We start from the raw sequence: 19364 nt of genomic DNA, 5'->3' as shown, positions 1-19364 counted from the left end.
AGAACATTTACAGCGTCTTTCGTTGATGCGAGCGCGTCATCAGTCGCGCTGGATAAATTGCTGAGATGATCTGACAGGCGGGAAGATAGGCTGCTGACCTCTCTGCGCGTGCGTAGATCTGTTCGGAAAGCATGCTTTCGGGGTGCCATGCCATAAGATTCTCCTTTTAAATTATCGGACCGAAACGGCGAACAGTAAGGAATTGTTCGAGTTTTTGCATATTATGCCTGGCCATTAAGCGGCCATTTCCCGGCAAGTCGCGGCACATAGATCACAAGCGGCGACACATTCGTCCATCCCGTCGAGTGCCTCGCAGCTCTTGGAGCAGGTCTCGCATATTTCAGCACAGGCTCGACATACCGCTTGGTGCAAAGGCGTCCGCAAGAGCATGATATGGGCACAGCTCCTGCATATTTCGGCGCAAGTAAGCATGGTTCGAAAGTGCGTGGGTTCGACATGTTCCCCACCTTCTTCGAGGCAGTGTGTGGACGCCATTCCGATGCATGTCTGATAACAAGCTAAACATGCATCAATGCAGGCTTTCATCTCGTTATTGTTCATCGTTCCTCCTCCCTACTGTTCCTTCCTAAGGAACGCATTGAAACTATAACTGTTCCAAACGAAGATTTCTTGGTGCTGACCGCCCGGTGGCGCACTTGACTGGGGGCCAAGGTTTGATCCCGATACTTGCAACGAATTAAAGAGCAATTGACTCTTGATCAACAGTGCGAAGGCAAGCACGTCCAGACCAAACAGCCGTAGCACGGAAGCCGTATTCTACCGCAAACTCTACGAGACATCCCGCGGGCAACGCTTACGTGCGCGACAACTGACCGCGGCATCCGTTGTGTGCCTATCGCTTGCAGCAAGAGGACGTCACGTCGTCACGTCAGCTACGGTATGTATCACGTGCGTAGATGGTCGGCATGGATAAGACTTACAATAGACAAGAAAGTGTGTTCGAGGCGCTTTTGGAGGCGCTGATCGAAGTAATCGGGTATGTTGATAGGGCTGAACCCTTCAGGATTATTGTACTGGGTTGATGATCCCAGTGGCGCGCGAAAGCGTAGAGCCGCTGGCGGCGGTAACATCGCCGGGGCTGGTTTCTGCCAAGCATCAATCTCTGCTGCATTTCGTAGAGCAAGAGCCCTGGTCTGATGACGCCTTGATGTGGAGGGGCCTGAATTGTCATCGCCGACGCTCAATGAGGTCGGCGTAGCAAATTAATTGTGGTGATTATCAAACGCGCTAGAATGGCTATCTGCCCATTCGCTTCCGCCTGGAATTCCCAGAACTGAATTTGAAGAATGTCTATGGATTGCTTGAGCGCACCTTTCACCGAAAACAAAGGCGCTGCTTGCTGCGTAGTATGACTGAACCGCCTGACTATTCGTCGGCACGCACCTGTGCGTGCGAAATTAATCCGAAGATGAAAGTTCCTCCAACGACGTTCCCGAACAAAGTTGGGAGCCCGAACTTAAAGATGCTATCAAACGGGGTGACTTCTCCAATCATAAGTAAAAATAGCACCTCAATTGAACCCACTACGATGTGTGTTAAATCGCCGATAGCTATGAGGTATGTGATGAGAAAGATTAATGCTAGGTGCCCCTGCTTTGTACTGTGAAGCATCCAGACCAACGTAGCAACAAGCCAGCCTGACATTATTCCCTTACTGAATAGTTCATTGCTGCTGTTGGCCATAAGGTGCTTACCCATGCCAACAAACGTCCTGGTCACTTCGTCCGAGAAAATCGGCATTTTAACCATAACGAAGGCTGCAATTGCACCGCCAATCAAGTTCCCGAAGAGAACAATGGTCCACAACCTGATCATTTTCACGAAATGAGACAGCGTCGGTTCCGTCATAAATGGCAAGACGGGAGTGATCGTATTCTCCGTAAATAGCTGCTGATTGGCGATGATGACGATGATGAACCCGACCGTGTATCCTGCGGAGCTCACAAGGAAGAAAAGATCGCTGTCTGGAAGGTAAGTCTCCAGAATTCCCCGAGCGATCATGGATGTGCTCATAGAAATTCCGCCTGCAATGGCTGACCAGAAAAGCGCCATTGCATCTCGGTTGATTTCTTTCTCACCATCACGTCGGATTAGCTCGTGGATGGCGGCTGACTTCGATGGAAGTGTTTCCTTCAGCCCGTCTGCTGTCGGCTCCGTCTCTTCCGAACTGGACATCCTGATCCCCTGAATATTTTCGCTTTCGGCAAATAGTGCGCTTCAGATGTTTGTCGAGAGGACGGAACCCGAATGGTGGCGGTTCGTTTAGTCTGTCTTGGACAGGAGAAATGAATGCGTAAGTCGATATTGTTCTTAATTTTAGCCGTTGCTGTGATCTTGGGATTTATCTTCGCAACACCTTATTATTATGGGGTGTCTCCTCAGAACAGCGGCGAACAAGGCTCTTCTAAAGTTCAATAGGCCCTTCTTTCGTAAGATGCGGAGTGAAGATGTAAGGCAATTCCATGATTTAAACTCGGAGTAGGAAAATGAAAAACTTACTCATTCTTGCACTACTACTGATTGCCCCGAATATAGCAGTTGCACAGGAATCAGGTATGCCGACACAGTCAGGCACGCAAGAACCAGAGGTGCCAGGCAATCCACCACCGTCTCCTAATCAGCCGCCGTCTGACCCAGATGCGGTTCACGTTCCGCTAAATTCCGAGCCACAGAAGCAGGGCCGCGTGAAAAAAGAGGAAGACGAATGCGCACCGGGAAAGGATGCGAAGACCTGCGTTGAGCGCCAGCGCGGGCGAAAATAGAGCGCTGTTTGGGTGGTCCAGTTGAGCTCAAATATGTTGCACCATTAAGGACTATTTCACCGGATGTGCTTTTATGCGTATCAGAATATTCTCATGGCGAAACACGCTGACGTGAAAAAATTACACCGAGAAGATCCAATTGAACAGTATGGGCTGAATGATGGCCAAGAAGATGACCAGCAAGAAAACACTTAAAATCAGAAACTTAAAGAAGCATATCGCGGAGAGGATGGGATTCGAACCCACGGTGGAGTTACCCCCATGCCGCATTTCGAGCGCGGTATTGTGCCGGGATTAAAGGTTAGACCTAACTATACGAACGGCTGTGGAAAGATCCTCTGTAAAAGACATGGCAAAAGTGCCGATAGTGCACAGGTACAGTGAAGTGTATGACATATGGCAAAAGGTGAATTTTGCCATATGTGGTCGCGTCAAACTAGCGTTCATATTGACCGGAAAGGGGCCGGTAGCGGAATGGCAGCTCCTTGACGGCGGACGTAAGTAAGCAGACATTCGTCGTAGTCACGCGTGCTACGGTGCATTCCCGGGCCAGAAGCGGGAAGTGATTAAAAGTTGAAGTTTGCTTCCCCTTTTCGGCGCGGAACGATGCCTCTGATCTGGGCAGTTTAACATGTGATCACTTCGCGACTTTTTAGGCATGACTGGGCTTAACACGGTCAAGGTGAGATTGCTTTTCAGGGCAACTCACTGACCACCACACAGCTGTAGCAAGTTTTACCCTCAAAGGTCACATTTTTGGGGGTGAACGCAACCCGCAATATTGAATGGTTGTTTCGCCGACAGTACATTCGGATAAATCAACGGGACGGCGGAGTTGCATGCCTAAGAAAATTTTGAGCGTCGGCTTCGACTTGGTGGGGGACAACGTCGAGAGCACAACTTTTAGTGATAAAAACTCGCTCCTCGATTGGGACATCGTCCTCTTCAGACCTAATATTTCCCAGATCACTACCTTCGACTATGGCAATGACGAGTATCTCGGTAAACTCTGCTTGAATGACCGTAAATCATTTGCGCTCCGGGAAGCGTGCGCGCACTGGCGAAGGGAAATCACGCAGGCTGTAGACGCGGGCAAACTAGTTGTTGCCTTTCTTTCCCCGCCAGCCGAGGTGTATGTCGCGACCGGGTCGAAATCCACTTCCGGGACTGGTCGCAATCAAAAGGTGACGCGACACGTCGAATTGTGCACAAGCTACAATGCGCTTCCGGTCGCGGTCAAATGGACTGAGACGCAGGGATCTTCAATGACGCTCAGCCAAGGCACGCAAGAACTGTTCGCGGCGTACTGGCACAAGTTTGGAAAACACTCACGGTATAACGTCGTCTGGCCAGTAACCAGCAAAGGTGTGTGTGTTCAAACACAGACCGGGCACATCCCCGTGGGGCTATTTCTGAGAAGCAAGGTCTCCACCGGTGCGCTTCTACTCCTTCCCGACATGGATTTCGACCAGGACGAGTTTAGCGAAGAAAATGAAGATGGCGATTGGGTCTGGTCTCAAGCAGGCCAGCAATTCAGCGCGTCACTAATTGGGGAGATAGTCGCTCTATCGAAGGCAATTGCCAACGACGGTGAGAAAACGCCGCAACCCGAATGGGCGTCGGCTGACGAGTTCGCACTCGCCCCCGAGGTCGAGCTTCGCCAGCAATTGCTCCAGGCAGAGACAGAACTGGAGAAAGCCCAGCGCGTGAAGGACGATCTATCCAACCAGCTGGAGGACGCAGGACAGCTACGCGCGCTGCTATTCGAGAAGGGCAAGCGGCTGGAGGCGGCGGTCATCACCGCGTTGAAGGTGCTCGGCTTCAAAGCAGAACGATATGAGGACGGGCAATCGGAATTCGATGCAGTCTTCGAGAGCGCTGAAGGCCGTCTTCTCGGCGAAGCTGAAGGAAAGGACAACAAGGCAGTAAACATCGAGAAGCTGCGTCAGCTGTCGACCAACCTGCACGAAGACCTGCAGCGCGAGGAGGTTACTCGACCGGCCAAAGGCATTCTATTCGGAAACGGTTATCGCCTGACAAAGCCGGGTGAGCGCGCGGATCAGTTCACCGAAAAGTGCATCACCTCGGCCACATCAATGTCATACGGATTAGTGTCGACCGACCGACTGTACGCTGCCGCACAGTATCTTTCTGGCACTTCAGACGACGAATTTGCTCGTCGCTGCCGTTTGGCCATGATCGAAATGTCAGGCATTGTAAGATTCCCGGATGTTCCGGTCACTGCTGACGAGGCTGCAGATGGGATTCAGATAGCCGCGTCTATCGTCGATTAGGCATTCGACCATTCAAAGGTCGATTTAGTCGATCTTGTTCTAGCTGGGCGGAAGCACAGAAGGCAGATGCGCTTTGTAGAAAAGCCGCAGGAGCTTCCAGCGACCGAGATAAAACGCTTAACCGCTTTGTAAGCGTATTCTCACCTATGTGAGGCAATATATGGCTCCACTCTAGCAGGGCCATTTAGATTCAAATCTCAGTATGCTCTGCTAATACCAAAGCATCCTCTACGTCCACACCAAGATATCTGACCGTATTCTCAATCTTGGTGTGTTCGAGCAGGATTTGGATTGCGCGAAAGTTGCCAGTAGCCTTTTAGATCATAGCTGCTTTCGTTCGCCGGAGCGAGTGTGTGCCATACTCTTCACGTCGCAAGCCAATCGCAGTTAACTCAGGTGCCTGCTGTCATCGATCTGCGTAGACAGGGTTTCAAGCTAATCTTTGGAAGAAATAACATGTGGCACGCAAACGTATTTTGCCCAAAAACCAATCCCAAGGATTGAGGAATATAGGTTGAGCCTCACAGAAACAATTCTTTCATATCTCCGCTTTAATCATGCCTCCATAAGCTATTTTCAATAGAAAGAAATGGAGCATACACGTTGTGCATTTTTCGCGGGGAACGAGTAATATCTAAAAATGTTCGACAAATTGGATGCGGTTCTTGGGAGGAATTCCGCAACAGGATTATTGCTGATTCCTCTCATGATGGAATTTTTAGGAAAGGACAATTTCTTTTCCGTGGACAAGGTTCCGATGGTTGGAAATTGAGTACAACATTTGATCGTTGGTACACAGGTGAGCGAGGAAGCAAAAATACAGTAGCAGGAAGATTGCTTCAGGAGTTTACTGCCGAGTGCGAGTTGGAAGATATGCCTGACAGCCTCCGCAGCAACCCAACATCCATGTTGGGGCTGGGTCAGCACCATGGCCTGCCAACAAGGTTACTCGATTGGACAGAAAGCCCCTTTGTAGCAGCGTTTTTTGCTTTTAGCGGTCATGTCCGCCAAGGATATGGTTATCGTAAACCTGATGGCTTCACCGCATTGAATCTTCAAAAATATGTGGCCGTTTGGATGCTTGACGCCTCGAATTCTGCATGGACAGAAGATCAAGGATGTCCAATCGTGAAGGTTCCAGCTATTTGGAATCCGCGGATCAAAAATCAACTAGGTAAATTCACCCATTTAAAGAATCCGGCGGACTCCTTAGAGGAATACGTTTCGCAGTTTCCTGAGGGAGAAGTCGAGTTGCTTCAATACACGCTACCTGTTGGAGATGCTCGTCCTGCTATTGCAGAGCTAGACGCAATGGGCCTTTCCCATGGTCGCATATATCCAGGCTTGGACGGTTTCGCTCGCGCAGCAGAGGTTCGCGTTAGCCTCAGTGGTATTTGAGCTTTTTCAGCTTATGCAGACTGTCCTGTCGGCAGTGCGGGCGGTGCGGTCAAATTGGGTGGACTCGACGATTAAACAGCAAACGGTCGCCAGTCCAGCAGACTGGCGGCAATACGCCCTATCCATTGTCAAAAGATCTATGGAGCAGACGCAGCTTCCGTTAACGATAGCCGACCCACATCCCGAACTTTGGCAGGAGTTTCCAACGTCGAGGACCACAGGGGCTCCTACAGGCCCCAAAACAGACAGTGCCTTGCTTCGAGCGAATGTCCGCTTTAAAGCGCATTGCCGATCGGCCGGTTGCGACGCCATTGCGGCCGTTGGGGAGTTTTCGTCGGCACCCGAAACCGGTCATCCATCCGAGAGACATGAATGGCGGAATTGGGGCCGGTAGCAGCCTGACCGCTAACTGATCGGCAGACCGCAAGACCGAACATTGTTGCAGGCCGATCGAACAACGGCCGGATTTCGCCTGATGCGGACTTGTCCGCCAGCAGCGTGGTAGCCTTATGAAGCTGTCATTCGTCTGCTGACCCAATCCCGGCCAAGCCTGAATACGTTTTGGCGCATACGGTCCGGCGCATTTGAGATGCAGCTTTACGGGATGGCAGGCCATGAACCCTATGCAGCAATCTCGGCCGCAACCGATGAGAAATACGATGGATACGCCGCCAGTGCCGGAAGCATTGCCTCATGCCGACAGACTGTGCGCACCCCGTCTCGGTCACGCACATTGTTCCACAAAACCGAGAGGAAGTTTGCCACCACCCGGTCGGCAAAACCCGACTCCATGAAAGCGATAGCGGCTAGATCGCTGTGCCCGTATTTGATTTGCTTCTGGAGCCTAGAGAAGCCGTTGAAGAGGGTTTCGTCCACCGGCTCGGCGAAGTCGGCGAGGGAGGCGGTGATCATCGCCAAGTCATAGGCAAAGGCCCCCTCGCAGAGGGCGACAGCGTCCTCGACGGTTGCATGATCGCCGCTGACCCGGATGCCCAGCGCCGCCATCTTCGCATGGATATGGTGGAAGGGGCGGCCTGCGACCCAATCCGCCAGTGCCTCGGGTAAAAAGCCATCGTCGGACAACGATCGGATGGAGGGGGCCGAGTTCCAGGATATGATCTTCTCGCCCGCCACTTGCAGTAACTGGTCTGCCTCGATCGCCGCGCGAAGCTCCGCCGCATTCTCGGCAAGCCAAGCCTGTAGCTCGGCGATGATCGCTGGCGGCAGCGGCGACTTCCGGATCACCGCTCGCTGGTCGCCGTCCGTATTCGCGGCGATAGCGTCAGCGATCATTTTGAATACATCGACAAGGGCAGGGCGAACCTCCTCGGGTGCCAGGTGATAGGCCAGCGTGTGCGAGGCGAGGTCTGAAACCCGATCCTGACCTTCCTCTTCCAGAAATGTCATATTCGCGACGAGAAAAGCCGCGATGGCCTGGATCGCCCGTGCCCGGCGTTCGATAAATTTCCGAAATTCAGCCGCGCTTATGAGCGGCTGTATGTTGAGCGCTTCCTGCACCACCACCTCGATCCGGGCCTGGTCCGCGAAAGCCAGGTCGAGCCATTGGGGTTGAATTGGCAGGACCACCGGCGGCGCGTCTTTCTGCCGCTGCTCGTAATCGTCGAACAGGTTGAGGATGCTGCTTCTCGTCGGTTCTGACTTGGACGCGTCCAGCAGCTCCTTCGCCTCGTTCCAGCGCCAACGGTTTCTATAGTCGTTGCGCTGATCGAATATCGACGGGGTTGCAAAGATCACACTTCCCTCGGTGTGCATTCCGGCGCGGCCCGCGCGACCCATCAGGTTTTGGAAGTCGCGCACCATGATGCTCGCCGCACTTTGGCGTGTGGAGGTGACGATCAGGTACTTCAGAGGGAAATTGACGCCCTGCGCAAGCGTGGAGGTGCAGACCACAAATTTGGCCAGACCCACCTTCATGGCATGCTCGATCGATAGCCGAAGGCCTTGGGGCGTATCCGCGTGATGGGCGAATATCCCGAGGACCGCCGCTTTTGTCGCCACAGCATCGGGTCCAAGATGTGCTTCGGACAGACGTCTGAGTTTCTCGATTTCCGCCGCGTCCGACACATCTACGGGCTTCGGCAAATTTGCGCCGCGATCAAAAATGTCGACGGCCCGCCGACAGACGGTCGTCACGCTATCCTTCTTGCCGCAGAAGACCGCGACGCTGCCGTTGCCGACAACATAGAGCCCGAGAAATAAGCCGACTTCGCCGCCCTTCGTTTTGGCAGGAAACCGTTGAACAACCCGTTCGCGCCCGCGAAGGTTCAGGGGAAAGTCGTCAATGATGCGAGGAACCCAGAATTCGCCTTCTTCGGGGTCAGCCGGGCTTACATATTCAAGGCGTCCTCTGGCATCCTGCCAGCTCGCGAATGCTATGCTTTTCGACGTGGGGAGCAGGCCTGCGCCATCGATGACGGCTTCCGGGTCTCCAACCAGCCATTCCGCAACCGTGTTGGCATTCCCGATCACGGCTGAAATCAAAATGACCTGCGTCGCCTCGGGCAGGGTCAATTTCAGGGACGTAAGGAGAAGCTCATACGTCGGCCCGCGCGTGAGACCATCAAATTGATGGCCTTCGTCGTAGATGACGAGGCCGATGCGATCGACCAGCTCCGGCGCGCGTCGCAGCATGTAAAGCAGCTTCTCCGGCGTCACGATCAGGACCGTATTCACCGCAAGAATTTGCTCTAGCTGGATATCGAATTGAAAAGAGTCCGAAGCCTCGTCCAGACGGATGGGTTCTCCGGCAAATGCCGTCACAAGATCGCCTCTGATGTCGTGACAGAGCGCGCGATAGGGGGCGACGATCACGGCCAACGACGCCCGTTGCGACAAAAAGGCCGAGCGGATGATCAATTCTGTTGCACGGGTTTTACCGGCGCTCGTCGGCATTTGAATGACAGCGGAGCGGCCTTGCAGCAGGCCAGCGGATGCTATTCGTTGCTGAGCAGGCCACAGTTCGATCGGGAAATGAGATTTTCCGAGCGCGGGTTGCCACGCGGCGGCATCGAGACCCGACGCGTCAGGAAGGATCGTGCGCGACGCGTTTCGGAGCTTGGTTGCACAAGCTGCGGCTGCCAAATCCGCGTAGAGCAGCTCGCGGGGCGAGCCGTTTTGATAAGCCACTTCCCGGAGCGCGTCGCAGGCGGCAGACACCTCTGGTACGCCTGATGCGAAGGTCATGAAACCGTTCATGCCGGCGAGGACGGCATTCACCCGATCGGAGCCCGCATCGATCGGCGAAAAGTCGTTGAGCAAAATCTTGTAGACCAGGCGAGCCAACCCGGCGGCAAAGTCCGGCGGTGGTGCATCCATCTTGTTGACGATGACAGTCGCGTTGCCGACGCTGTTGTTGAGATAATAGGCGCTTGCGCAAAGAAGCGAGAATTCGACCGAAATTGTCTCGTCCAGCTTGGCATTCAGGTAGGCGTCGAAGAACGTTGAAGCGAAGCGAAGACCTTCCGATACGGTAAACTCTTCGCCATCCCAGCTCACCGGCTCGACATCCGGATTGAACCCTTCCACGCCGTCGGCTTCGCGAAACTGATGGGCGGTGACGGCGGCCACGTCACCGAGGATACCCACTGCCAGATCGAATAGCGTCGATGGGTCCCGGTATAGTTCAATGAAATCCTCCGGGGCGACGCGGAACTCGTGCATTTTCGCCCGCGCCCGCGTTGTGGAAAGCACTCTGGTCGCGATTGCTCTAGGCTTCATTAGCCGCTCTTTCGTAAAGGGCTTGGACAAGTTGCATCAGGGAGGGCCCCTTAATGACGAGCAGCCGCAGGTTTGCCGCGTTCTTGTGCCCGTTCGCGTCGGTCTCCTCCAGCTTCGTTGTCGCGAGGACATCGATGTCCAACACTGCGGCTGCCCCGTTGATGCGACGGAAGGGCCGCTCGGTTTCGTTCTGGAATCGCTGGACGGCCTCAACCTGCGCGGTCTCCCCGCGCACCAGAAGGCGCTGCTTCATCGCATTCAGCGTCATGGCTTCGCGAAGGTGGTCCTTCATCGAGTCCGTGACCGCGTCTTGAAGCCGATTGTTTTTTGTCGCTGACAACCCGGACTTTGACTCGAAGATGTAGAGCTCGTCGTTCGCGTTTTCGCCTTGGTTACTCACAAACTTGAAGCCGACGATATCGCAGCCCTTGGTGGAGTCCTGTCGATTCCAGCGATCCTGATACCGAAGCTCCCGAGGGCACCAATATCCCAATATGAACTCGATAAAGTCGGCGACCAGTATCTCGCTAAAGTCACCTGATCGAAGGCTTGGGCCGGGTGCCACCTTCGCATCGGGAAACAATATCGTGTTTAGAAACTCGGCTTTGCTCTTGCCCGTGCCGTCCACGAGAGCCGGAAGATCAGCGTCAGCGCAGTAATGATGTCGGAAATGTGCCGCCCACGCCGACAGAACGGCTTGGTCGTCAACGGGATCGAGTTCCCAGATTTGGATTTCTTTCCCGCATGCCGTCTGTCGACGTTCACCCGTGTCCTTGATCCAACCAATGTGCGGCGGCGCAGCCACTTCCTTCAAACCTCAAATCTAGATGCCGTATCATGGCCAGATATTATACAGCAGCTCCGTGGCTTACTAGGATGAAATAGATAGAACAGACAATAGAATTGCGTCGGAATTTTAGATTTATATCCGGATATACTCGCGTTGGCCGAGGCGCTTCAGTCGCGCGCAGCGTTGGTACGGATGTGCGGCCTAATTCGCCGGCATCGCGCCACACCTCGATCAGAGCCTTGTCGGTCGAGCGCCCAACATGCTCCAGGCAGTGGAAAGCGAACTGACGATGGTGCTTGGCGAGAGCGCGGCCGCCCTCATGCTTGAAAATTGCCTGCGGTGCATGGTTCGGGCCGATACGGCCAATGCCGGCGAACGCAGTGAACACCCCGGCAGTTTAAGCGCTCGGGAAATTTCCCTGAACAAGCGTCTGCTTTTTGGAAAGCGTATCAGCGATGCTGGCTGTCCGGACTTGGGGTGCATTCCTGCCGAAGTTCGACGGCCAACTGAACGACAGCTTTTCCAGCTTGGGCGGCCAGAAGCGGACTAGCAGCAAGCCACCCTTTCACGGTCGTTAGCAGCAAAAAAGCGGAATGACCGCTTTGGAATGCGTGTAAATCCTACGGTAATATCTGCAATTGCGCGCGAAGCTGACGTGAAAACTGTTGATCAGTAAACATATGGCAAAAGCTGACTTTTGTCACATCCCGGTGATAATGCTGCCTGCTATTCAGAGGTTGCTGGCGTTTCGGGATCATTTGACCAAATTGTTGTGCCATTGTGGTCGACAGCGATAAATCGAAAGCGGCCTTTTTCTAGAATTTCATGCGCCTTGTTTATGGCTTTCTCCCGGTCGTCAGTCGCCAGACGTAATTGGGTCCACTCGAAGGGGTCGTTTGTTGCCCAAACTTCGTATTCCGCCATCTCAACCTCTAAAAGTTCTGCCGTTGACGACTCTAAACTGCAAATGCTCAGAATCGTCAACGCCATTTGGTTGTGCGTTCGAAAGATACGAATTAAAAATGCACTGTTCACGAATTACCAGGCGCATAACCAATTGAAAGTGCTTTCAAATCGAAAATACCTACAGACTAAACTGCATATGATAAGACTAATGACCTTCGGTATTTCCCGGCAAAATCAGATTGGAATAGGTTGTTCCAAGCGCCAACGAAAGCTCGTAAATCGTTATAATTGTTGGGTTGCGCTGTCCCCGTTCAAGGCTACTCAAATACTGCTGGCTGAAGCCTGAACGCTCCGCCACTTGTTCCTGTGTCAGCCCTTTTTCTTTTCGTATCCGGGCAACATTATCGCCAACGATTTTTCGCACATCCATGCGTGAATTGTTGGCACTTTACATACTATAAGTTTATCAACTATAATATGTAAAACGGACATCAAAGGGGTGCGCGGCTGCTTGTGCTGTCGCGGCGTGTGCTGAGAGGAGGGGCTTGATCAAGTGGGCGGGTAAAAGTTGCGGTGCAACTACGCTGCTAACTGCGCTTTGGTTTACGGCCTGCACGCATGGGGCGGGGCGCTTCAGCTCCTTCTGGCACTTTGGAAACCAAATCCACAATGTCGACCGACAACGCTTCAGCCAGTCGCTCGAGCAAATCGATAGTGGGGTTATAGTCACCCGTTTCGATGCCGCTAATTGCGGTGCGATCAACATTTGCATCGACCGCCAGGTTTTCCTGCGTAATGCCCTGGCTCGAGCGTATTTGCCTTAAATTCCAAGCAATTCGGGTGCGTGCGTTCATGCCCGAACGCGACCACCTTGATCCTCGTTAATCCATCGTATATATTCGACATATTAATCATTGGCGGCACCCTTCAGCACTTACGCACAGCTGAAGGCGTGCCGTTTCGCACATTTGGACACCATCTTGGGGGAGTAATCATGCATCATTATGTGAATGCCATGCGGCAGTATGCTGTGTTTTCGGGGCGCGCGACGCGCTCGCAGTACTGGCTGTTCAGCCTGGTATTGTTCGGAATGTTGATCGTTGCCTTGATGATCGATCAGGTTTTTGGCGACACGACCACTGATGAGCCTGCGGGGGCAATTACCGGCTTGGTGTATTTGGCCCACTTGGTTCCATCGATCGCTGTGGGCGTTCGTCGCCTGCACGACACTAACAGATCAGGTTGGTGGCTACTGGCGGTGTTCGTGCCGCTGATTGGTCAGCTTGCTGTGCTGATTTTCATGTGCCTGCCATCATCGCCTGGCCGCAACCGATTTGACGCGATGCCGGGATATGAACCGCACGAACGTTCTGCTGGAACTGAGCCAGCAACAGCAACTCCCGCACATTCTCTCGATCAACTGGAGAAAATCGCATCATTGCGTGCCTCGGGGGCGATTGATGAGGATGAGTTCAAGCAGTTGAAAGCCAATGTGCTCACCCGCCCATCACGGTGAGGCGGTGCCATGGGGAAATATTTTAGATCATTGCAGCGGCAATTGCCGCTGCTTGGCCTATCATCGACATTAACCCTAGCGTTTTCAGAACGCGCCTGGGCAGGGCAGGGCGATATGCAAACCGCGCTTTTGGCGCTTGCATTCATCGCTGCGATTATTGTCATTCTGGCCGTCATATTCATTCCGACCATTGTTGCCTTTCGGCGTCAGCATCCCAATCGTTGGCTGATTTTCGTCGTCAATCTTGCTTTCGGCGGCACGATTGTCGGTTGGGTCGCAGCCTTGGTGTGGGCAATGCATTACGCACACATCAGCGAAGATGGCAGCAATGGCGGCGAAAGCGGCATCAATCTCTTCGTCAATGACCCAGTCGATGTTCGCGTCGATCCAAGTATGGGCAGCAATGCGAGCACTTTTTCGACGGGCAGGTCGAATAACGATCCGGCCCCACCGAACACTCTTTCTGACGCCGAGATTGTGCAAAAGCTGCGGCGTTTGAAGTCGCTATTTGAAAGCGGGGCGATATCGGCGGAAGAATATACCGCACTCAAAGCGCCCATCCTCAATCGTTACATTCACACAACGGAGTAGACATGAATATGGAGCAGAACCCCTCTGTGCCAGCGCTTGAACGCGACCAAAACCCAAAAGAGTCAACGCTTGCTCTTGGTCATGGGTCTTTGTTCAGATCGTTGATCGCCTCGCTGAGTTTTGCTGCGAGCATCCTAGTGCCTTCAGTGAGCTACGCCAACGAACCGCAAATTATCTTCCAGGAAAACGGCTGGATTGCTTTTCCAAAGCAAAAAGACCCCGAAAATGGCTGCGTCATGGGGCGTCACGTCAAGAACAATGTGCATGCCATTATATATGTAAACAATAACGAGACTTTCCAGATCGGGTTGGTGTCAGCTGATTGGCGCCTTGAAAAAGGAACGGAGTGGAAGGGAACGATCACATTCGATAACGATCAGCCCATTGCTACAACGGTAAGTGCGTCGTTCCAGAATAAAGTGGTCGTGCCATCAGGGGCAGGGGAAGACAGCCTTGAAAACCGTATCCGTACGGCGGCTCGAGTTCGCATATCCTTCAACAAGGAAACGTATGACGTTTCGCTCAAAGGCTCGAGCAATGCGCTGGATATGCTTTGGTCCTGCGCCGAGGGCGGTATGGGGGCTTCGACCTTCAGCTTGCCGATACAATCAGGATTCTATGCCACTGCTGACGGCAATTGCTCTGACGGCCTGGGGCCGAGCGTCATTTATACGGATAGTAAATCGCTGAACTGGCCCAGTTCCGCTTGTCGCTTCGAAAATGTCGAGAAAGCTGGCCAGTCGCAATATCGGGTGAAGCAAACCTGCGGACGCAATCTCGATGACGTCGAAATGGGGGAAGATAGCTACATGGTTGAAAGTACGACGCGGTTTTCCTTTAAAAGCGGCGGCGAGCTGACAGTGCTGAATCTATGTGATCCTAAAACCCTGCCGCAAACCGCTGGGATCACATCGCCATTCTATCCATTGCCGACGGCTGAAGAGATCGCCGAATACGCTCGATCAAAGATTGAAGCCGATGATGATAACGCCCCGCATTCAACAGAAACTGCAAATTCAACGCCCAATCTTTCCGCCATTGATTGTCTCATTGCGGTCGGCGGCGAAACATATGCTGATGGCGCGTGCCATTGGCGAGCCGATAAAAGTGGCAGCTTCACTGTTTATTCGGGCAAGTACTCGGCTGCTGTGAATGTCGACCATGTCTCGACTGTTCATACTGGCTACTGGAACGCGGGCAAAGGCAGCTATAGTAAGCCTGAAATTGTCATCGGTTATATGCAGCAGGACGGAGCTTGTTGGAAAAGCGCAACGGCAACTATATGTGCGTGGAAAATTGGTGAACGCCAGCAAAGCGTCAACAAACCATTCCCTGGAAAAGGTATTGTTCGAAAGAGCACCATCGGACGAATAGTGGTTGGTTCGACCGACAGCGCTATAGAGGTGAGTGGCGATGACGGTGGGAAATCCTATGGTTTCCTGACCCAATCCAATGTCGGCAGGGAAATCTTCAAATTCTGCCAAATGGATGATGAATGCCGGATTGAAGGGGACTTCAACGAGGACCGGGAATGGATCGATGCGGTCAGCCATGTCGAAAAGTTGGGATCCGCGCAAGCAGGAGAGAAGACGACTGCATTGCAGAGCACGAATGCGGCTGCAGTCGCTACGGAGGATGATGGCTCTACTTGGCAGAAGCGTATGGCTAATCGCCAACGGAAAAAGCAGGAAGAAGAGGCACGGAGAGCAGCCGAGTATGAGCTAGACCGTAAAAAGTCGTCTGAAGAAATGCGCCAACTGGCAGATCAGCACAAAAGCCCGATGGAGAGAATAGCCAGGGGTAAGCCGATCACGTTGAGCTCTGCTGACGAAAACGCTGTCAAACAGCTGATCGGACTACGCCTTCGCGACGAGACATCCGCTCGTTACAGAAATCTTGCCGCTGCTGAAATGCCAGACGGAACCTACGTTGTATGCGGCTTTGTCAATGGCAAGAACCAGTTTGGCGCCTATACCGGCTATACGCCATTTTATAGCAACTACCGTCCTGACGCGAAAACCTTCACCTATTTTGTGATGGCCAATCATGAAAATATCCCGGCATTGTGTGGGGTGAATGGGGTTGTTTTTAACTGAGTGAAGATACGTAAGATATTGATATTACTTCTATATTTTTATGGTCGGCTTGACAAACGATGATTTTTTGGCTTTAATGCCGACATCGTTTGTCAAGTCGAGGCCCATCATGGCGCAGCACCGGCAAGCCCGCACGGTGAATACAACTCAAATAAAACAAGCGCTTCGAACAGCAAATGCCCTCCGACATCCTGACCGAAATGCCGCCATGTTGCTTTTAAGCTTCAAGGCTGGACTTCGTGCAGGCGAAATCGCCAAGATCGAATGGTCAATGCTGCTCGACGCCAACAACAAACTCGGCACGTCCATCAACCTGCCGGGTCGTATTACAAAAAATGCTCATCCTCGGCGCGTGCCGATACACCCTGATCTTCGAAAAGCTTTGCAAAAGCTCGCAAAGAGTAGGGGCGATTTGAGTGGCCCTGTCATCCTGAGCGAGCGGGGTAGGGCAATGTCAGCAAAATCCGTCGTCAACTGGTTTAAGCATATTTATACGCTCACCGGTTTGGAAGGATGCTCATCGCACTCAGGGCGACGAACCTTTGTCACGCAGGCTGCAAGGCTTGTTCACAAGGCCGGTGGATCCCTGCGTGATGTACAGCTTCTCGCCGGTCATCGATCGATCACCACCACCCAAGCCTATATCGACGGCGATAGCGATGCGCAGCGGAAGCTCGTTCGCATGATCTGAGCGTATCGCTCAGTCACCCATATCCATCAATCATGAAATGAACCCACATCCTAAATTGAGGAGACCCTCGCATGATCAACTACAAAGAACAAAACAAGAACATATTGCAATCTCAAATCGTCACAGCGCTCAATGATCGCTTGCGCAAATACGGGATCGGCGGTCGCATTGTGATGACACAAGGGATCGCGGCACTTCAGCAAACAGAGATATACGACATTGTTCAAGCTATTCGCAGCTTTGACAGTTTCACCGAGGAAAACGATCCCCATGCCGAGCATGACTTCGGCTTTGTTCAAATTGCCCAGCATTCGGTGTTTTGGAAAATCGACTATTACGACGAGAGCTTGTCGATGCATTCACCTGACAAGGCAGACCCGAATGTGACGGTCCGGGTCATGACCATCATGCTCGCTGATGAATATTAAGCAGTGGCTCGCAATCATGGCGGATAATCAACGGTCAAAGCTCAGGCCTTATCTCCAGGGCAGCCTCGATTCACTTTGCGGCGTTTACGCCCTCATCAACGGCATTCGTTGGGCCCTGCGCAATGAACCGCTTTCTGCAAAAGGCGAGCATTGGGAAGGGCTGTTTCGAAAACTCACCAATCACGCCATTAAGAACCGGGGTGACCTTGAGTTAGTTAGCCATGGGGTCACGCTCTATACAATGATCGCACTCACGCACATCGCTCGTGACCGCATGCGTGAGCGCCACAAAATCGAGCTGCTGTTTCGACGACCGTTTGCCCAGAGCAAGCCACTTGAGGCTGAGGAAACCCTTGGGACGATCGAAGCCTGCTTGTGTCAGCCCGACACGGCGGTGCTTGCTGCAATATATGGAACGCTCGACCATTGGTGCGTGGTCAAGCAACTCGATGACCAACACGCTTACCTTTTTGACAGTGATCGTCTGTTTCGACTGCCGAGGTCAGCGCTTCGGCCACAAGAGTTCATCGAACCGCACAAGCGGCGAGCTCATGTTCAGCCGGGAAGCATTATCGTCATGAATATCAGTAAAAGCTAAAATAAATGAAGGCAAAAAATAATTGGCTCAGCCGATTGACAGCAACGACAAGAACACCGATATCTCTATCATCTAAGTCGCCAATAACTCAGTGACGACTTTTTCAGAGGTACAACGAGCCACTGTCATGGTGGCACAAGTTGTGTGAGCGCAACGGACTGATAACCGAAGCCAAGTTCACACACTGCTTCATCCGCAATAGACGCGCTGAGGGCGTCGCAGATGGAGTTGGTGCTTCGACCATCAATCAAATGCAACAGTTTGCATGGGATTGTGGGTCGATACGCCATGAAGCCTCTGCCTTCTTCGTACCGAACTCCTTCCTTTTGCAAGCCAAACCAAAAGGAAGTTACGATGAAAAAAGCAGTTCGAACTCAAGCCAACGAAGTTAGTATCGACGAATTCGAGGACGAGCTCCTTCAGCATTTGGCATCTTACGAGAACGCTGAAGCGGTGAAACTCGCCCATGAAATGATCGATCATATAAAGTCGCGCGAGCATAAGCTCGGGCTGCGTCGGATTAAGGGCACGCTCGTTCCAGCGAATTTTGAAAGCTTTGAACAAGCGCGTAGAGAACGCAGGCTCATCTGCAATGCAGTCGACGGTTTGCAAAATGACGTGACTGACCCAGTAATGTTTTTTGAAACCTGCGCTGATAATGGCAGGTGCAATTCCGGATTCTGTCCCGTGTGTGAGCGCCTGTTTCGCTTGCGTCTGGTACGTTTTGTGACCCAGAACAAACTACGAAAATTGAAATGGTACATGGTGACCGTTATCGTAAAAGACTGGAACATCGCTCCTGGAGATTTCACAAGGTTTGGATATTTTAACGATCACCCAGTCGTCGAGAAAATCTGCGAGGCTCTTTCATCCACAAAAACAAACACACCCGTGTTGGCTTTCGGCAGTGTCGAAACGGTCTTCAACTTGGTCGATAACGAACCTTATGCCAAGCCTTTTCACATTCACCTGATGGTTTCTGGGCTGGCTAGGAACGCTATCCGTAAGGCCATAGGGGGAACTGGCGTTCTTTGTGATGAAGCTAACAAGCCGCTAGAAGTGCGACAAGTAAATCCGTCTGTCACCTCGTTTCTTCGCGCGGCCACTTACGTCTGTAAGCAGCCGCTTAAACAGCGACGCAAAACAAGTGCTCCGGGTGCGCAGTACGGTAGCCCCGAGTTTCCTTACCCGAAGCTTTTGGGCGAGCTAATTTCTAATTATGGCGACATAAAAACTGGTGATCGATGGGTGTCTATTGGCATTAATTATAGGCATGACCAATTTCTGTTAAGCGATAAGGTGAAACTGAAGGTTGTGCAAAAGATAAAGCGTCGCGTCCGAACGGCTAAAGCTAAACGAGTGAAGCTAAGGAGGCCGTGACTGGTGCTGGGTGTAGGTAATGGGCCGTACACTATGCCTATGAAACGTGTCGTTTTTAGCCACACGCAATCAAATTACAACACTCACATTGCTGTTTTTTCACCCGTGCACCCGTGCACCCGTGCACGACACCGCAAAGCCGGTCTTTTTCGACT

Annotated in this window: 17 protein-coding genes and 2 pseudogenes; 12 read left to right on the top strand and 7 right to left on the bottom strand. The window is 52.5% G+C overall.

Features of this window, described 5'->3' with window-relative positions:
• Nucleotides 1–1030: 1030 nt before the first annotated feature.
• Nucleotides 1031–1219: pseudogene (locus F9K94_RS24920) on the top strand (transposase); the annotation flags it as partial.
• A gap of 167 nt (nt 1220–1386) precedes the next feature.
• Here F9K94_RS24920 and F9K94_RS06290 read toward each other — a convergent pair.
• Nucleotides 1387–2196 (bottom strand): formate/nitrite transporter family protein, encoded by an 810-nt coding sequence (locus tag F9K94_RS06290; protein ID WP_151644310.1) that lies wholly within the window; start codon nt 2194–2196, stop codon nt 1387–1389.
• A 114-nt stretch (nt 2197–2310) separates the two neighbouring features.
• On the opposite strand from F9K94_RS06290, the gene F9K94_RS24820 reads away from it, so the two are divergent.
• Nucleotides 2311–2439, top strand: coding sequence for a hypothetical protein (locus F9K94_RS24820; protein WP_268906954.1), 129 nt, complete (start codon nt 2311–2313; stop codon nt 2437–2439).
• A 1183-nt stretch (nt 2440–3622) separates the two neighbouring features.
• Nucleotides 3623–5077 carry a hypothetical protein gene (locus tag F9K94_RS06280; protein ID WP_235920574.1) on the top strand — a complete coding sequence of 485 codons (1455 nt, stop codon included), beginning with the start codon at nt 3623–3625 and terminating at the stop codon, nt 5075–5077.
• A gap of 190 nt (nt 5078–5267) precedes the next feature.
• Here F9K94_RS06280 and F9K94_RS24650 read toward each other — a convergent pair.
• A pseudogene (locus F9K94_RS24650) lies at nt 5268–5468 on the bottom strand (integrase); the annotation flags it as partial.
• A gap of 212 nt (nt 5469–5680) precedes the next feature.
• Between F9K94_RS24650 and F9K94_RS06275 the strand changes: the two are divergent.
• On the top strand, nt 5681–6475 hold the full coding sequence (locus F9K94_RS06275; protein ID WP_210250247.1) for an FRG domain-containing protein: 795 nt from the start codon (nt 5681–5683) through the stop codon (nt 6473–6475).
• A 621-nt stretch (nt 6476–7096) separates the two neighbouring features.
• Here the strand turns inward: F9K94_RS06275 and F9K94_RS06270 are convergent.
• Together F9K94_RS06270 and F9K94_RS06265 are read right to left on the bottom strand one after the other, a co-directional pair.
• Nucleotides 7097–10156 carry a DEAD/DEAH box helicase gene (locus F9K94_RS06270; RefSeq protein ID WP_192799455.1) on the bottom strand — a complete coding sequence of 1020 codons (3060 nt, stop codon included), beginning with the start codon at nt 10154–10156 and terminating at the stop codon, nt 7097–7099.
• 46 nt (nt 10157–10202) lie between these two features.
• Complete coding sequence (locus tag F9K94_RS06265; protein ID WP_210250246.1) at nt 10203–11027, bottom strand: hypothetical protein; 825 nt, start codon at nt 11025–11027, stop codon at nt 10203–10205.
• Nucleotides 11028–11262: 235 nt separating this feature from the next.
• On the opposite strand from F9K94_RS06265, the gene F9K94_RS06260 reads away from it, so the two are divergent.
• On the top strand, nt 11263–11553 hold the full coding sequence (locus F9K94_RS06260; RefSeq protein ID WP_151644304.1) for a hypothetical protein: 291 nt from the start codon (nt 11263–11265) through the stop codon (nt 11551–11553).
• A 176-nt stretch (nt 11554–11729) separates the two neighbouring features.
• On the opposite strand, the gene F9K94_RS06255 is transcribed toward F9K94_RS06260, so the two are convergent.
• The 3 genes from F9K94_RS06255 to F9K94_RS06245 all read right to left on the bottom strand — a co-directional run bounded on the left by F9K94_RS06255 (nt 11730) and on the right by F9K94_RS06245 (nt 12763).
• A complete protein-coding gene (locus tag F9K94_RS06255) occupies nt 11730–11993 on the bottom strand; it encodes a hypothetical protein (protein ID WP_151644302.1) in 264 nt (87 codons plus the stop codon).
• A gap of 121 nt (nt 11994–12114) precedes the next feature.
• On the bottom strand, nt 12115–12339 hold the full coding sequence (locus F9K94_RS06250; protein WP_151644300.1) for a helix-turn-helix domain-containing protein: 225 nt from the start codon (nt 12337–12339) through the stop codon (nt 12115–12117).
• 157 nt (nt 12340–12496) lie between these two features.
• Nucleotides 12497–12763, bottom strand: a complete 267-nt coding sequence (locus F9K94_RS06245; protein WP_151644298.1) for a helix-turn-helix domain-containing protein — start codon at nt 12761–12763, stop codon at nt 12497–12499.
• Nucleotides 12764–12903: 140 nt separating this feature from the next.
• On the opposite strand from F9K94_RS06245, the gene F9K94_RS06240 reads away from it, so the two are divergent.
• From F9K94_RS06240 to F9K94_RS06210, 7 genes are all read left to right on the top strand, one after another.
• Nucleotides 12904–13425 (top strand): DUF805 domain-containing protein, encoded by a 522-nt coding sequence (locus F9K94_RS06240; RefSeq protein WP_151645304.1) that lies wholly within the window; start codon nt 12904–12906, stop codon nt 13423–13425.
• A gap of 114 nt (nt 13426–13539) precedes the next feature.
• Nucleotides 13540–14016, top strand: a complete 477-nt coding sequence (locus F9K94_RS06235) for a superinfection immunity protein (protein ID WP_094513210.1) — start codon at nt 13540–13542, stop codon at nt 14014–14016.
• Between the two features lie 2 nt (nt 14017–14018).
• Nucleotides 14019–16112, top strand: coding sequence for a hypothetical protein (locus F9K94_RS06230; RefSeq protein WP_151644296.1), 2094 nt, complete (start codon nt 14019–14021; stop codon nt 16110–16112).
• Nucleotides 16113–16221: 109 nt separating this feature from the next.
• Nucleotides 16222–16803 (top strand): tyrosine-type recombinase/integrase, encoded by a 582-nt coding sequence (locus F9K94_RS06225; RefSeq protein ID WP_151644294.1) that lies wholly within the window; start codon nt 16222–16224, stop codon nt 16801–16803.
• A 71-nt stretch (nt 16804–16874) separates the two neighbouring features.
• The gene (locus F9K94_RS06220; RefSeq protein ID WP_151644292.1) at nt 16875–17231 is read left to right on the top strand and encodes a DUF3768 domain-containing protein; all 357 of its coding nucleotides are present in this window, start codon (nt 16875–16877) and stop codon (nt 17229–17231) included.
• A complete protein-coding gene (locus F9K94_RS06215) occupies nt 17221–17829 on the top strand; it encodes a hypothetical protein (RefSeq protein WP_151644290.1) in 609 nt (202 codons plus the stop codon). Before F9K94_RS06220 ends, F9K94_RS06215 begins: the two co-directional genes overlap by 11 nt.
• A 354-nt stretch (nt 17830–18183) precedes the next feature.
• Entirely contained in the window at nt 18184–19209 is a 1026-nt protein-coding gene (locus F9K94_RS06210) for a hypothetical protein (RefSeq protein ID WP_151644288.1), read from the top strand.
• Nucleotides 19210–19364 lie beyond the last annotated feature (155 nt).

The sequence above is a fragment of the Brucella tritici genome (assembly GCF_008932285.1).
GTDB classification, from domain to species: Bacteria; Pseudomonadota; Alphaproteobacteria; order Rhizobiales; family Rhizobiaceae; genus Brucella; species Brucella tritici.
This window is presented reverse-complemented; position numbering and strand designations above follow the sequence as displayed.

What these genes read in the sequence shown, in the direction of transcription:
- F9K94_RS06290 (WP_151644310.1), bottom strand. Translation starts at nt 2,196, where the DNA reads ATGTCCAGTTCGGAAGAGACGGAGCCGACAGCAGACGGGCTGAAGGAA.
- F9K94_RS06260 (WP_151644304.1), top strand. Translation starts at nt 11,263, where the DNA reads ATGCTCCAGGCAGTGGAAAGCGAACTGACGATGGTGCTTGGCGAGAGC.
- F9K94_RS06255 (WP_151644302.1), bottom strand. Translation starts at nt 11,993, where the DNA reads ATGGCGTTGACGATTCTGAGCATTTGCAGTTTAGAGTCGTCAACGGCA.
- F9K94_RS06235 (WP_094513210.1), top strand. Translation starts at nt 13,540, where the DNA reads ATGCAAACCGCGCTTTTGGCGCTTGCATTCATCGCTGCGATTATTGTC.
- F9K94_RS24820 (WP_268906954.1), top strand. Translation starts at nt 2,311, where the DNA reads ATGCGTAAGTCGATATTGTTCTTAATTTTAGCCGTTGCTGTGATCTTG.
- F9K94_RS06230 (WP_151644296.1), top strand. Translation starts at nt 14,019, where the DNA reads ATGAATATGGAGCAGAACCCCTCTGTGCCAGCGCTTGAACGCGACCAA.
- F9K94_RS06245 (WP_151644298.1), bottom strand. Translation starts at nt 12,763, where the DNA reads ATGAACGCACGCACCCGAATTGCTTGGAATTTAAGGCAAATACGCTCG.
- F9K94_RS06220 (WP_151644292.1), top strand. Translation starts at nt 16,875, where the DNA reads ATGATCAACTACAAAGAACAAAACAAGAACATATTGCAATCTCAAATC.
- F9K94_RS06240 (WP_151645304.1), top strand. Translation starts at nt 12,904, where the DNA reads ATGCATCATTATGTGAATGCCATGCGGCAGTATGCTGTGTTTTCGGGG.
- F9K94_RS06250 (WP_151644300.1), bottom strand. Translation starts at nt 12,339, where the DNA reads ATGGATGTGCGAAAAATCGTTGGCGATAATGTTGCCCGGATACGAAAA.
- F9K94_RS06215 (WP_151644290.1), top strand. Translation starts at nt 17,221, where the DNA reads ATGAATATTAAGCAGTGGCTCGCAATCATGGCGGATAATCAACGGTCA.
- F9K94_RS06280 (WP_235920574.1), top strand. Translation starts at nt 3,623, where the DNA reads ATGCCTAAGAAAATTTTGAGCGTCGGCTTCGACTTGGTGGGGGACAAC.
- F9K94_RS06225 (WP_151644294.1), top strand. Translation starts at nt 16,222, where the DNA reads ATGGCGCAGCACCGGCAAGCCCGCACGGTGAATACAACTCAAATAAAA.
- F9K94_RS06210 (WP_151644288.1), top strand. Translation starts at nt 18,184, where the DNA reads ATGAAAAAAGCAGTTCGAACTCAAGCCAACGAAGTTAGTATCGACGAA.
- F9K94_RS06270 (WP_192799455.1), bottom strand. Translation starts at nt 10,156, where the DNA reads ATGCACGAGTTCCGCGTCGCCCCGGAGGATTTCATTGAACTATACCGG.